Origin of the sequence: Kitasatospora sp. MAA19 (assembly GCF_029894125.1) — a bacterium.
In the GTDB taxonomy this organism is placed as follows: Bacteria; Actinomycetota; Actinomycetes; order Streptomycetales; family Streptomycetaceae; genus Kitasatospora.
On record NZ_JARXYZ010000003.1, the window covers coordinates 323,797 to 336,894 of the forward strand.

The 13,098-nt window shown below is 71.1% G+C and carries 15 protein-coding genes; 8 read left to right on the forward strand and 7 right to left on the reverse strand.

Annotated features, from left to right (window positions below; genetic code table 11):
• The first annotated feature begins 5 nt into the window (after window positions 1–5).
• The 3 genes from P3T27_RS07085 to P3T27_RS07095 are packed head-to-tail and all read left to right on the forward strand — an operon-like array spanning window position 6 to window position 798.
• The gene (locus tag P3T27_RS07085) at window positions 6–143 is read left to right on the forward strand and encodes a hypothetical protein (RefSeq protein WP_280675378.1); all 138 of its coding nucleotides are present in this window, start codon (window positions 6–8) and stop codon (window positions 141–143) included.
• Window positions 144–193: 50 nt separating this feature from the next.
• The gene (locus tag P3T27_RS07090) at window positions 194–544 is read left to right on the forward strand and encodes a hypothetical protein (RefSeq protein WP_280675381.1); all 351 of its coding nucleotides are present in this window, start codon (window positions 194–196) and stop codon (window positions 542–544) included.
• A complete protein-coding gene (locus P3T27_RS07095; RefSeq protein WP_280675383.1) occupies window positions 541–798 on the forward strand; it encodes a hypothetical protein in 258 nt (85 codons plus the stop codon). Before P3T27_RS07090 ends, P3T27_RS07095 begins: the two co-directional genes overlap by 4 nt.
• A 29-nt stretch (window positions 799–827) precedes the next feature.
• Here the strand turns inward: P3T27_RS07095 and P3T27_RS07100 are convergent, their stop codons facing one another.
• The 3 genes from P3T27_RS07100 to P3T27_RS07110 all read right to left on the reverse strand — a co-directional run bounded on the left by P3T27_RS07100 (window position 828) and on the right by P3T27_RS07110 (window position 3,874).
• The gene (locus P3T27_RS07100) at window positions 828–1,349 is read right to left on the reverse strand and encodes a diadenosine tetraphosphate hydrolase (protein ID WP_280675385.1); all 522 of its coding nucleotides are present in this window, start codon (window positions 1,347–1,349) and stop codon (window positions 828–830) included.
• A 174-nt stretch (window positions 1,350–1,523) separates the two neighbouring features.
• Complete coding sequence (gene mqnP / locus P3T27_RS07105) at window positions 1,524–2,420, reverse strand: menaquinone biosynthesis prenyltransferase MqnP (RefSeq protein ID WP_280675387.1); 897 nt, start codon at window positions 2,418–2,420, stop codon at window positions 1,524–1,526.
• Window positions 2,417–3,874, reverse strand: a complete 1,458-nt coding sequence (locus P3T27_RS07110; RefSeq protein WP_280675389.1) for a menaquinone biosynthesis decarboxylase — start codon at window positions 3,872–3,874, stop codon at window positions 2,417–2,419. Before P3T27_RS07110 ends, mqnP begins: the two co-directional genes overlap by 4 nt.
• 91 nt (window positions 3,875–3,965) lie before the next feature.
• Here P3T27_RS07110 and P3T27_RS07115 point away from each other — a divergent pair, with 91 nt between their 5' ends.
• The 4 genes from P3T27_RS07115 (at window position 3,966) to P3T27_RS07130 (ending at window position 7,563) form a co-directional block, all read left to right on the forward strand.
• Window positions 3,966–4,373, forward strand: coding sequence for a PLD nuclease N-terminal domain-containing protein (locus P3T27_RS07115; RefSeq protein ID WP_280675391.1), 408 nt, complete (start codon window positions 3,966–3,968; stop codon window positions 4,371–4,373).
• A gap of 451 nt (window positions 4,374–4,824) precedes the next feature.
• On the forward strand, window positions 4,825–6,426 hold the full coding sequence (locus P3T27_RS07120; RefSeq protein ID WP_280675393.1) for an acyl-CoA carboxylase subunit beta: 1,602 nt from the start codon (window positions 4,825–4,827) through the stop codon (window positions 6,424–6,426).
• An 81-nt stretch (window positions 6,427–6,507) separates the two neighbouring features.
• Window positions 6,508–6,717: an acyl-CoA carboxylase subunit epsilon gene (locus P3T27_RS07125; RefSeq protein ID WP_280675395.1), complete on the forward strand. Its 210-nt coding sequence runs from the start codon at window positions 6,508–6,510 to the stop codon at window positions 6,715–6,717.
• A gap of 228 nt (window positions 6,718–6,945) precedes the next feature.
• Window positions 6,946–7,563 (forward strand): ScbR family autoregulator-binding transcription factor, encoded by a 618-nt coding sequence (locus tag P3T27_RS07130; RefSeq protein WP_280675397.1) that lies wholly within the window; start codon window positions 6,946–6,948, stop codon window positions 7,561–7,563.
• Window positions 7,564–7,576: 13 nt separating this feature from the next.
• Here P3T27_RS07130 and P3T27_RS07135 read toward each other — a convergent pair whose 3' ends face one another.
• On the reverse strand, window positions 7,577–8,203 hold the full coding sequence (locus tag P3T27_RS07135; protein WP_280675399.1) for a ScbR family autoregulator-binding transcription factor: 627 nt from the start codon (window positions 8,201–8,203) through the stop codon (window positions 7,577–7,579).
• A 350-nt stretch (window positions 8,204–8,553) separates the two neighbouring features.
• Here P3T27_RS07135 and P3T27_RS07140 point away from each other — a divergent pair, with 350 nt between their 5' ends.
• A complete protein-coding gene (locus tag P3T27_RS07140; RefSeq protein WP_280675401.1) occupies window positions 8,554–9,636 on the forward strand; it encodes a ScbA/BarX family gamma-butyrolactone biosynthesis protein in 1,083 nt (360 codons plus the stop codon).
• A 26-nt stretch (window positions 9,637–9,662) separates the two neighbouring features.
• On the opposite strand, the gene P3T27_RS07145 is transcribed toward P3T27_RS07140, so the two are convergent.
• The 3 genes from P3T27_RS07145 to P3T27_RS07155 form a co-directional block, all read right to left on the reverse strand.
• Window positions 9,663–10,067 carry a hypothetical protein gene (locus tag P3T27_RS07145; protein ID WP_280675403.1) on the reverse strand — a complete coding sequence of 135 codons (405 nt, stop codon included), beginning with the start codon at window positions 10,065–10,067 and terminating at the stop codon, window positions 9,663–9,665.
• A 122-nt stretch (window positions 10,068–10,189) separates the two neighbouring features.
• Window positions 10,190–11,320, reverse strand: coding sequence for a c-type cytochrome biogenesis protein CcsB (ccsB, locus tag P3T27_RS07150; protein WP_280675406.1), 1,131 nt, complete (start codon window positions 11,318–11,320; stop codon window positions 10,190–10,192).
• A 3-nt stretch (window positions 11,321–11,323) separates the two neighbouring features.
• Window positions 11,324–13,096 (reverse strand): cytochrome c biogenesis protein ResB, encoded by a 1,773-nt coding sequence (locus P3T27_RS07155; RefSeq protein ID WP_280675408.1) that lies wholly within the window; start codon window positions 13,094–13,096, stop codon window positions 11,324–11,326.
• Window positions 13,097–13,098: the final 2 nt, after the last annotated feature.

The following is a 13,098-nucleotide window of genomic DNA, read 5'->3' on the forward strand; positions in this document are numbered from 1 at the left end:
ACCCCGTGAGTGGGCCTGAGTCGGACGGAACCGAGCCCACCCCCAGCCCGCAGCCGGCCACCACCACGGTCCAGGACATCACCGGCCACCCCGCCCGCAGCTTCCACACCTGGCCCACGGATCACGCCACGTTGTTCCGGTGAGCCAGTCCACCGGCGACGAGTAGGCTCGGACGAGACGAGAGGAGAGCCCCGTGAGTCAGCCGGTGTCAGACGGAGCCGAACTCATCCCACGGCCCGATAAATCACCCGCCGCGCTCAAGGCCGCTCTCGCCGTGGTGGCTTCCGACCGACTTCCGGAGATGGTGGAGGGGCAGACCAGGGCCATGGCTGCGGCCATCGAGGCGGGCAGCATCAACCCGATCCGCACGTTCGTCGCCCACTGGGCCGCCATGGTGGAGATCGAGCGGGTCCCGACCACTGCACGCGCCTACCACCGGGCGAACTACCTCGCCAATCACGCGGCAACCGTTGCGGAGTGCCGCCAACACGCCACCGAGGTCGCCGCGATCTACAGGTCCGCGTTCTCGGCGGTGAACGGGTGAGCTGGAGCTGGGAGTACCTACCCAGCGAGGAGCACGTCGCCGGCGGGGCGGCTGCCGGTTTCCTCGCGGCCGTCGAGAGGAAGGCCGCCGAGTTGGTCCGGGCGGCCGAGGCGCTTTACCTGGATGGCACCAGGTACGAGGGCAGTGGCGAACCCATGCAGTACCTCGACGTCGCCGGAGGCCTGGTCGCCTACTACGTCGTCCCCCGACTCGAACTCGTCGTCGTCTGCCAAGTGACTCCGCCGGCCGCCTGATCCGGGCCAGGCTCGCCTGGCGACCGGGGTCATGATCCCTCGTGCCCTTCGGCCTCAGCCATGTCGGCGGGCCGGCTCAGCCAGGCGTCCTCGTCGAGTTCGGCGGTGATGGCCGCGCGGAGCGGGACGTGAGCGGGGCCCAAGGCGAAGCGTGGGTCGCGCCAGTGGTCGGGCGGGTAGAGCCAGACCGGCTTCTGGACGAGGTGGTCGGGCTCCCAGTCGTAGCGGGGCCAGATGTGGGCGTGCAGGAACGGGTCCTTGTTGCCCAGGATTTCGAGGTTGACCCGGCGGAAAGCCGGGTCGGCTGCGCGGCACGCGTCTTCGACGGCCTCGCCGAGGCGGTCGAGGTCGGAGAGGTAGGCCAGGCGGCGCGGGCGAGGCAGGTCGGTGAGACGTTCCGCGCCCGGCGTATCGGTCAGGAGGACCGAATAGCCGGGCAGGAACTGAACGTCTCCGATGACGGCGAAGCCGGCGGTCAATCGCCGCAGCACGGTGGGGTTCTCGCCCCGCAGCGCACTGCCGATGCGGTCGGCGCGCCAGTCGGACGTCACGTCAGATCGAGCAACGCGGCAGCCCTGGCCGGATCGTAGGCCAGCCTGCAGCTCCTCACCAGGGACGGATCGTCCATCAGGCCTCCGCTCTGCGGCCCTCAACGAGACCGTTGTCGGGACCGACGACAAACACCCACGGCGACGGAATAGATACAAACAGTGACCTTGTGGAGATCAGATCCCGAGCCCGCGGATGATCAGGTCCAGCAGGGCGAAGACGAACAGCGAGATGCCCACGAACCCGTTGGTCTGGAAGAACGCGCGGTTGAGCTTCGACAGGTCGTTCGGCTTGACGATGGTGTGCTCGTAGATGAACGCCCCCGCGACGACGACCAGGCCGACCCAGAACGCCGCACCGGCGTCCGTCAGGAGCGCGAACCACCCCAGCAGAAGCGTTGTGATGACGTGGCACACCCGCGCGCCCCAGATCGCCGCCGGGATGCCGAAGCGGGCCGGCACCGACCGCACCTTACCGTGCCGGTCGGACTCGACGTCCTGGCAGGCGTAGATGAGGTCGAAGCCACCGATCCACACGCCGACCGCGACGCCCAGCACGACGGCGTCCCACGACCAGGTCCCGGTCACCGCGAGCCAGGCACCCACCGGGCCCATGGCCTGGGCCAGCCCCAGGATGGCCTGCGGGAAGTCGGTGAAGCGCTTGCCGTAGGGGTAGAGCACCATCGGCACGACGGCGACCGGCGCGAGCGCCAGGCAGAGCGGGTTGAGCATCGCCGCCGCGCCGAGGAAGACCACCAGCGCGACGGCCGAACCGAGGTACGCGGTCTTCAACGACACCGCACCCGTGACCAGTTCGCGCGAAGCCGTGCGCGGGTTCCGGGCGTCGATCTCGCGGTCGATGATCCGGTTGGCGGCCATCGCGAAGGTGCGCAGGCCCACCATGCACACGGTGACGACGAACAGTTCGCCCCAGTGCACCCGCTGGTCGGCGAGGAACATGGCCGTCAGCGCGGCGATGTAGGCGAAGGGCAGGGCGAAGACCGAGTGCTCGATCATCACCAGGCGCAGGAAGGCCTTCGTACGCCCCGGGGTCTCGACGGCAGCCGTGCTCACAGTCCGTACTCCTTCCAGCGACGGGACACCAGCTCGGCCGTGGCCGGGTCCGAGGAGACCATCTCGGGCCATCCGCCGTCCCGGGTGTAGCCCTCCTCGGGAAGCTTGCGGGTCGCGTCGATGCCCGCCTTGCCGCCCCAGAACTGCTGGTAGGAGGCGTGGTCGAGGTGGTCGACCGGTCCCTCCACCACCGTGAGGTCGCGGCTGTAGTCGACGTTGCCGAAGGCCCGCCAGGCGACCTCCTGGTAGTCGTGCACGTCGCAGTCGGCGTCCACCACGATGATCAGCTTGGTGAGCGACATCATGTGCGCGCCCCAGATGGCGTGCATCGTCTTCTGGGCGTGCTTGGGGTACTTCTTGTCGATCGAGACGATCACGCAGTTGTGGAAGCCGCCGGCCTCGGGCAGGTCGTAGTCGACGATGTCCGGGATGATGATCTTCAGCAGCGGCAGGAAGAACCGCTCGGTGAACTTGCCCAGCGGGCCGTCCTCGGTCGGCGGGCGGCCGACCACGATGGACTGCAGGATCGGACGGCGGCGCATCGTCACGCAGTCGATCTTCAGCGCCGGGAACGGCTCCTGCGGGGTGTAGAAGCCGGTGTGGTCGCCGAACGGGCCCTCGGGGAGCATCTCGCCGGGCTCCAGCCAGCCCTCCAGCACCACCTCGGCGTCGGCCGGGACCTGCAGCGGGACGGTCTTGCAGTCGACCATCTTCACCCGCTCCCCGGCGACGAAGCCGGCGAACAGGTACTCGTCGATGTCGCCGGGCAGCGGCGCGGTGGCCGCGTAGGTGACGGCGGGCGGGCAGCCGAAGGCGATCGCGACCGGCAGCCGCTCGCCCCTGCGGGCCGCCACCGCGTAGTGGTTGCGGCTGTCCTTGTGGATCTGCCAGTGCATGCCGATGGTCCGGCGGTCGTGCCGCTGGAGCCGGTAGAGGCCGAGGTTGCGGATGCCGCTGTCCGGGTCCTTGGTGTGGGTGAGGCCCAGGTTGAAGAAGGACCCGCCGTCCTGCGGCCAGGTGAACAGGGCGGGCAGCTCGTCCAGGTTGACGTCGTCGCCGGTGAGCACGACCTCCTGGACCGGGGCCTCGCCGGGCTTGACCTTCCTCGGCGGCACGTGCGCCATCGAGGCGAGCTTGCCGAAGGCGTCCCGGAACCCGGTGAAGCCGTGCGGAAGTTCGGGCTTGAGCAGGCCGGCGATCTTCTCCGCGACGTCGTCGGGTCCCTTGAGGCCGAGCGACTTGGCAAGGCGCCGCTCGGTGCCGAAGACGTTCATCGCGAGCGGCATCGACGAGCCCTTGACGTTCTCGAAGAGCAGCGCGGGGCCCTTGGCCTTCTGGACCCGGTCGACGATCTCGCCGATCTCCAGGTGCGGGTCCACCTCTGCCTTGATGCGCTTGAGGTCGCCCTCACGGTCCAGTGCCCGGAGGAACGAGCGGAGATCGTCGTATGCCATGCCTGTCAGTATCCGCCACCCGATAGCCTGGCTCGGTCAAGGGCCCCGGGAAGACGCCCGCCACCACCACCGCCGGGGGGAGATCGCCACCGTGCTGAGAATTCTTCTGACCATCATCCTTCCGCTCGCGCTCTGGGTGTGGGCGTTCATCGACTGCCTGACCACGCCCGAGGACCAGGTGAAGCACCTGCCCAAGCCGGTGTGGGTGCTCATCGTGCTGCTGTTCCCGCCGCTGGGCCCGATCGCCTGGCTGGTGGCCGGAAAGCAGCGCGGGCTGCTGCGGACCGGGGCGCCCGGTGCCGCCGACGGCCGCCCCGGCCACCCCGCCGCGCGCGGCGGCCGCCCGCTCGCACCGGACGACGACCCCGAATTCCTCGCCTCGTTGAAGAAGAGCGACAAGGACCACGAGGACATGTTGAAGCGGTGGGAGGCCGATCTGCGCCGCCGCGAGGAGGAGCTGCGGGGCGGGGACGAGCCGGAGGACGGCCGAAAAAGCTGATCGGATCGGCCTGGAAGCTCCCCCGGACAGCCCACCCGGACGGTCTCGGGTGGGCTGCGGCATTTTTGGCGCTTCCCTACGACCGAACGGCCGCTAGCACGGATCGGCACCGGCACCCCGCCGGACTTGAGCGGAGCTTGAGCAAAGCGCAAGAGGACCGGCCTACATTACTGAACGACGGCCCTGACCTGCGCTTTTCTTCATGCTCAGATCATCGGACCATCACCTGACCGACAACCCCCGGTATTCGAGCAGACACCCAGCGCTCCGGCCTCGGCCCGGCCGCTTCTGTGCAGGCCTGACATCTAAACGGACCCGACCTTGTACGGAATCGACGCCGAAACCAACGCACGGCCCCTCGTAGAGTCATAAGTGAAGAAAGTGATTCGCAGCCGGGGGCACAGCAGACGTTGGCTGTCGGACAGTTCCCTCACCCTTGGAGTGGTTCGAGATGACGGTTGTGCATGAGGCGCAGGTCGACGGCGAGGTCCCCGAGGTCCCGGCCGACGCCCGGGGGCGGGTCGCCGAGCTGCACGAACTGCGCGAGAAGGTGCAGCAGGGCCCCAGCGAGAAGGCCACCGAGGCCCAGCACGCGAAGGGCAAGCTGACCGCCCGCGAGCGCATCGCGCTGCTGCTGGACGAGGGCTCCTTCCACGAGGTCGAGCCGCTGCGCCGGCACCGCGCCCAGGGCTTCGGCCTGGAGGCGAAGAAGCCGCACACCGACGGCGTGATCGTCGGCTGGGGCACCGTGCACGGGCGGACCGTCTTCACCTACGCGCACGACTTCCGGATCTTCGGCGGCGCACTGGGCGAGGCCCACGCGCAGAAGATCCACAAGATCATGGACATGGCCATCGCGGCCGGTGCCCCACTGGTCTCCCTGAACGACGGCGCCGGCGCCCGCATCCAGGAGGGCGTCACCGCCCTCGCCGGCTACGGCGGCATCTTCCAGCGCAACACCCGCGCCTCCGGCGTCATCCCGCAGATCTCCGTCATGCTCGGCCCCTGCGCCGGCGGCGCCGCCTACTCCCCCGCGCTGACCGACTTCGTCTTCATGGTCCGCGAGACCTCCCAGATGTTCATCACCGGCCCCGACGTCGTCCAGGCCGTCACCGGCGAGAAGATCAGCCAGAACGGCCTCGGCGGCGCCGACGTCCACGCCGGCGTCTCCGGCGTCTCCCACTTCGTCTACGACGACGAGCAGTCCTGCATCGAAGAGGTCCGCTACCTCCTCTCGCTCCTGCCCCAGAACAACCGCGAGATGCCGCCCCCCGTCCTCAGCGACGACCCCGTCGAGCGCCGCAACGACAGCCTCCTCGACCTCGTCCCCGCCGACGGCAACCGCCCCTACGACATGCGCAAGGTCATCGAGGAGATCGTCGACCACGGCGAGTACCTCGAAGTCCACGAACGCTGGGCCACCAACGTCCTGTGCGTCCTCGCCCGCATCGACGGCCACGTCACCGGCATCATCGCCAACCAGCCCCAGTCCCTGGCCGGCGTCCTCGACATCAACGCCAGCGAGAAGGCCGCCCGCTTCGTCCAGATGTGCGACGCCTTCAACATCCCCCTGGTCACCATGCTCGACGTCCCCGGCTTCCTGCCCGGCGTCGACCAGGAACACGACGGCATCATCCGCCACGGCGCCAAGCTGCTGTACGCCTACTGCAACGCCACCGTGCCCCGCATCCAGCTGATCCTGCGCAAGGCCTACGGCGGCGCCTACATCGTCATGGACTCCCGCTCCATCGGCGCCGACCTGTCCTACGCCTGGCCCACCAACGAGATCGCCGTCATGGGCGCCGAAGGCGCCGCCAACGTCATCTTCCGCCGCGACATCAACGCCGCCGAAGACCCCGACGCCATGCGCGCCCAGAAGATCAAGGAATACAAGAACGAACTGATGCACCCGTACTACGCGGCCGAACGCGGCCTCGTCGACGACGTCATCGACCCCGCCGAAACCCGCCAGGTGATCGCCTCCGCCCTGGCCATGCTCCGCACCAAGCACGCCGACCTGCCCAGCCGCAAGCACGGCAACCCGCCGATGTAACGGCCCGCGCCCACGCGCGGCCCGCAGCACGCAGTTCAGAGCGACACCACACACCACAGACACCGGGGGAGAAACCAGACAATGACCACTTCCGCCGAACCCCTCGTCCGTATCGTCCGCGGCTCCCTCTCCGACGAGGAGCTGGCCGCCCTCACCGCCGTGCTGATGGCCCGGGCGGCCGTCGCGCAGCAGAACGCCGCGACCGCGCAGGTCGAGCCGATCGCCAACTGGCAGCGCCTGGAGCGCCGTCCGGCCTACTACTCGCCGGTCAGCTGGCAGCAGGCCGCCTGACGGCCCGGAACCACCCGCGACGGCCGGTCACCCCACCCGGGTGACCGGCCGTCCGGCCTTCCCGGCGGTCGGAACGCGCCGCTACCGGCCGCCCCGGGACACCGGGGGTCCGTTGCGCCCCGAAACGGCTCGGTAGAATACCTACTGGACGGTATGCGGCCCGCCGCCCCGTCGGCCCCCATAGGATCGGCCGCTGCCGATGGACCAGAACTATCCAGGGAGGCTGCGATGGCCAGGCAGGCCCGCGCGCTGGCGACCCGCCAGGCGGTACTCCTCGCGGCGGCCGAGGTGTTCGACGAGCGGGGCTATGCCGCCGCCACGATGTCCGAGATCCTGGACCGGGCCGGAGTCACCAAGGGCGCGCTCTACTTCCACTTCCACTCCAAGGAGGAGCTGGCGCTCGCCGTCATCGAGGGACAGGGCGCCTGGCTGTCCACCTGGCAGCCGTCCTCGGACAGCCCGGTGCAGACCCTGATCGACCTCGGCTACGCCTTCGCCCACGCCCTCCAGGACGACCCGCTGGTGCGCGGCAGCATCCGGCTGACGATCGAGCACGGCAGCTTCACCCAGCCGCAGATCGCCGCCTACCAGGGCTGGTCGGACGTCGCCCGCGGACTGCTGGAACGCGCCCGGGACGCCGGGGACCTCCACCCGGGGATCGACCTGGCGGCGGCGGCCGGGGTGATCACCGGGGCCGTCACCGGGATCCAGCTGAGCTCCCAGGTGCTGACCGACCGGCGGGACCTGATCCAGCGGATGTCCGACCTGTGGACGCTGGTGCTGCCCGGCCTGGTCCAGCCGCACGCGCTCGCCCGGCTGAGCGTCGCCGAGCGCGTGCCCTCCTGATCCCCGGGGTCGCTCAGAGCCGGTAGCCGGCGCAGTGCTCCGCCGCCACCAGGGCCGGCAGCGCGGCCACCCAGAGCCGGCCGACGGCCTCCGGCCGGGGCCGGTCGGCCTCCTCGGCGGCGAGCAGCACCTGGCCGGCGGCCACCGCGGTGAGCAGTTCGGCGGCGGCCCGCCGGTCCAGCCCGGGGCGCAGCTCGCCGGCCTCGGCGGCGCGCTCCAGCAGGCGGTGGACGACGGCGGTGAGGCTGCGCCAGGTGGCGTCGGTGCCGGGCAGGCCGTCCGGGGTGCCCGCCCGGGGCGGTCCCTGGCGGCCGATCCGGACGCCGGCCCGGACCACCACGTCCTCCCGCAGCAGCCGGGCGAGTTCGTGCGAGAAGTCGATCAGGCCCTGGAGGGGCGGTCCGCCGGTGCGCAGGGCACGCAGCGCGGCCGAGCCGACCGCGCGCCCGGCGGCGGCGCGCACACCGTCGGCGAGGGCCTGCTTGGACACGAAGTGGAAGTAGAGGGCCCCCTTGCTCACCCCGGCCCGGCGGCTGATGTCGACCAGGCTGGCGGCTTCGAAGCCCACGCCGGCGAAGGTGTCCGCCGCGGCGAGCAGCACGGCCTGCCTGGTCCGCCCCGCGCGTTCCTGCTTGACCACTGGGCCCCTCCGGACTCGGCCGGGCGCGTTCCCCGCCCACCCGGCTGCTGTCAGCGCGCCACTGGTCGGGGGCAGCGCCTCGCATGCGGACGGTGCCGACCGAAACCGCATGGTTGGTATCTAATCTAGCCCCTCGGCCGACCCAGCCGTCCAGTGGGGAGCACCCCCACCCCGGTCCTGCCGCCCCCCGGGCGGCCATTACCCCAGTCCAGGAGCCGGGTAGCGTGGTCGCGCCGGGCTGCGCGGCAGAGGCCACCCCTAGCGCAGAAGAGAAACCGGGTGGTCTGTATGTTTTGTGTCAGGGGCGTCCGTACCGGCCGCTCGACCGCCACCCTGGAGTAGGGCCCGTCATGCCATTGATCGTAGAGCCGGACGCCCACGGTCCGTACGCCCACCCCGGTCCCGGCTATGACTTCCACGAGCGGACCGTCTCCCGCCACCTGGTGCACCGTGCCTCGGTGTCCGAGGTGTTCCTCACCGGCTGGCAGGCCACCGGCCCGTACGACTTCCTGCTCGGCGCCCAGTGGCCCCGGCTGCACGGCTTCTACCGCCTGCCCGGGGACCGCTACCACGACCCGGTGCTGATGGCCGAGACCATCCGGCAGGCCGGGCTGCTGATCGGCCACGCCGGCTTCGGGGTGCCGCGCGGCCACCACTTCGCCATGGAGGACCTCTCCTACGCCCTCGGCCCGGACGGGCTGCGCGGCCTCGCCGTCACCTCCGAACCGGCCTCACTGATGCTCGCGGTCGGCTGCCAGGACGTCCGGATGCGGGACGGCCGGCTGGTCTCGCTGCGGGTGCACATCGAGATATCCCGGGACGGCCGCCCGGTCGGCCACGGCTCCGGCCAGCTGCGGGTGATCTCCCCCTCCTCCTACGCCCGGCTGCGCGGCCCCGCGCGGCAGGCCACCACTCCGCCCCGGCCGCCGGCGCCCACCGCGCCCGAACTCGTCGGCCGTGCGCAGCCGGCGGACGTCGTGCTCAGCCCGACCCTGCGGCCCGACACCTGGCTGCTGCGCACCGACGCCGGGCACCCGGTGCTGTTCGACCACGAGCTGGACCACGTGCCCGGGATGCTGGTGCTGGAGGCCGCCCGGCAGGCCGCCCAGCGGCTGCGCCACCCCGAACCGGTGGTGCCGGTCGAGCTGGTGACCTCCTTCGACCGCTACATCGAGCTGGACCGGCCCTGCCTGGTCCAGGCGGTCCGCGAGCAGGCACCGGACGGCCGCCGGCTGTCCGTCCGGGTGCTGCTGGTCCAGGACGGGCGGACGGCGGCCGACTGCCGGCTGCTCACCGAGCCGCTCGAAGGGCCCGCCGACGGACCGGCCGACCGCCCGGCCGAGGGGGCGACGGTACCCGCCCGGCGGGAGCCCTTCGACGGCCGCCCCGCCGGCCCGGGCCTCGGCAGCCCCCGCCTGCCGCTGGCCAGCTGACGCCCCCTGTCTCGCGGCGCCCGGCGCTACGCGGCGACCAGCGCCGACGGCCGCCCGGCGTGCATCACGCTGAGGTTGGTGGCCAGCCGGACCGGGTCCTGGGTCAGCCAGAGCCGCAGCGCCGCGCCCAGCATCGCGCTGGCCGACTCGATCCGGATCTCGGTGACCTGCGCGATCCGCGCCGCGCCGGGCACCAGCAGGTCGGCCAGCGGGGTCGGCAGCCAGACCGTCAGCGCGCACGGCGCCGGCGTGGCCAGGGCGCCGATCAGGCGGTAGGCGTCCCCCGGCGAGCTGAGCGTGGGGATGATGTCCAGCAGGCCGTCGGCCACCACCTCGGACACGTCGCTGCGGTGCCCCTGGGCGAGCCGGCGGAGCAGCATGCGCTCGGCGGCGGTGATTCGGACGGTCAGCATGACCTCGTCGCACTCCATTGCGCGATTTCCTCCTCGTTCCTCCCCGTGCCGGCCGACGGCCGGCACGAACTACCCCTGTCGCACCTCGGCCCGGCTACCTTCTGCGGAGAGCCGGGCCGGTGGGTGACTGTGCGCCCCGGTCAGATCCCCGCGTAGGAGTGCTTGCCGGTGACGAAGATGTTCACGCCGTAGTAGTTGAAGAGCCAGCAGGCGAACGCCGCCAGCGCCAGGTACGCGGCCTTGCGGCCCTTCCAGCCGGCCGTCGCACGGGCGTGCAGGTAGCAGGCGTAGGCGACCCAGGTGATGAAGGACCAGGTCTCCTTCGGGTCCCACTCCCAGTACTTGCCCCAGGCCGCCTCGGCCCAGATCGCGCCCGCGATGATGGTGAAGGTCCAGAGCGGGAAGACCAGCGCGTTGATCCGGTAGGACAGCTTGTCGAAGGTCGACGCGGCGGGCAGGCGGCGCCAGATCGACGCCGGGGTGCCCAGCGGGCCGGTGGTCAGGCCCGCCGCGATGCGCTTGTCGAAGGCGTCCTTGCCGAGGTACAGCAGCGTGGCGATGAACGCCGCGTAGAAGGCGCCGCCGCAGAAGATCGCGGTGGAGACGTGGATCGCCAGCCACGGCGAGTGCAGCGCCGGGACGAGCTGCTCGGAGTCGGTGTACAGCACCGTGGTGGCGATGCCGAGGGTCAGCAGGCCCGCGAGCACGACCGGCAGCCCGAGCCAGCGGACGTTCTTCTTCGAGGCCAGCAGCACCAGGTACGCCGCCGTCATGGCGAAGGCGAAGGCGCAGGAGAACTCGTACATGTTGCCCCACGGCCAGCGGGAGACCGAGAGGCCGCGGGTGACGATGCCGCCGGCGTGCAGCAGCGCCCCCAGCACGGTGAGCGAGACCGCGATCCGGCCGGCCAGGTCGGCCCGCTGGCTGTTGCCGGCCGCGCCCGGACCGTCCACCTCGTCCGCGCCGCGGCCGCTGGTGACCACCGTCGCGCCCTCGCCCGCCAGGGCGGTGCGGGTGAGCGTGGTGGTGCCGCCGCCCGCCCCCGCCACGGTGACGGTGACCCTCTTCGCGCCCTTGGTCTCCGCCGCGGCGACGGTCTCGGCCAGGCTGCCCGACTGCGCCGTGGAGCGGACGGCGACGGCGCCCTTGCTACCGAAGGTCCACTCGAACATGTGGGCGAACATGGCGATCGTGTAGACCACCATCGCCGAATAGATCAGCTTGTTGGAGAGGTCGGCCAGCTGTGGGTCGACCCCCGAGGCGAGATGCACCGTCTACTCCTTGGAGTTCTGGTCGGCAGGGACTGCGGGTTCTGCGGGGGTGTCCGAAGCCGCAGCGGCCTCGGGTGCGGGGTCGTCGGCTGCGGGGCCGTCGGCCGCGGGGTCCTCGGCGTCGTCCTCGTCCTCCGACGCCGGGGCGTCGTCCTGGAGGTCCACCGCGAGTTCGGCCAGCTCCTCGGCGATCTTCGCCGACTCGCTGCGGGCCAGTCCGGCCAGCTCCACCTGGGTGCCGCCGCCCGGCAGGGCCACGGCGCGCACCCAGATCCGGCGGCGCTGGACGAACAGCGAGCCGATCAGGCCGAGGATCGCCAGCACCGCACCGGCCAGGGCGATCGAGTTGCCCGGGCGGTGCGAGACGTTGAAGCTGGCCCACTGCTTGTAGCCGTCGAAGGTGACGGAGCCGTAGCCGTCCGGCAGCGCCCAGGCCTGGCCGGGCTTGAGCCGGGCCTTGGCGGGCTGGCCGTCCTGGGTCAGCTGGGTCAGCTTGCGGGTGTTGAGCTGGTAGATGTTCTGCGGCAGGCCGGAGTCGGTGCCCAGGTCGCCCGCGAAGGCGTTCAGCACCAGCTCGGGGGCGGCGTCGCCGGGGAAGAGCGAGACCGGGCCGGTGCCCTCGAAGCTCAGCGGCGCGGTCGGCAGGAAGAAGCCGGAGAAGCCCATCTGGGTCTTCGCGCCGTCCTTGTCGCCGTAGTCGGAGACCTTGACCACGCCGGTGGAGGTCAGGTTGCTGTCCTGCGGCAGGAACGGCGTGGCGCCGTGGTAGACGACCTCGCCCTTGGCGTTGGTGACGGTGATGACCGGGGCGTAGCCGTGGCCGATCAGGAAGACCTTGCTGCCGCCGATCTCCAGCGGGTGGTTGACCTCGATCGTGCCCTTCGTCAGCCGCGACGTGTCCTCGCCCTTCGCGTACTCGACGTTCGCGGTGAACTGCCGGGCGGCGCCGATCTGGTCGCCCTTGTCCTGGAACTTGGCGGTGAAGCCGTCCAGCTTCAGGAAGAAGGGGTCGAGGTCGTCGCTGCCGTAGAAGCGCGTGCCGTTGAAGTCATCGAGCTGGGTGATGGTGTTGGAGTAGCCCTCGCCCTCGACCATCAGCTTGCCGCCGGTGCCGGACGCCAGGCTGGCCCAGGCGAAGCCGCCGAGCAGCGCGAACAGCGACATGTGGAAGAGCAGGTTGCCGACCTCGCGCAGGTAGCCCTTCTCGGCGGCCACCGCGCCGCCGGACAGGTTGGCGCGGAACCGGCGCTTGCGCAGCAGCCGGTGGGCGGCGGCGTTCACCGCGTCGGCGTCCGCCTCGGTGCGCCAGGCCGCGTAGACCGGCATCCGGGTCAGGTTGCGCGGCGCGGCCGGCGGCTGGGCCCGCAGCACGCCGACGAACTGCCAGGTGCGCGGGACGATGCAGCCGGCCAGCGAGACGAACAGCAGGATGTAGATCGCGGAGAACCAGACCGAGCTGTAGACGTCGAACAGCTGGAGCTTCTCGTAGATCGGCGCGACCGTGGTGTGCTGCGCCTTCCAGGCCTCGACCTTGAGCTGGCCCTGGCCGTTCTGGTACTGCGGGATCAGCGAGCCCGGGATGGCGGCCAGCGACAGCAGGAAGAGCAGGATCAGCGCGACCCGCATCGAGGTCAGCTGGCGCCACATCCAGCGCGCCCAACCGAACATCCCTATGCCGGTCGGGCCCTCGGACTCGACCGGTGCGGTGCTGAGCCGCTCGGCGGCCGCGTCGTCCGGCGCCAGGGGCAGCTCGGCCTCGGTCGTGGTGTTGCTCACGG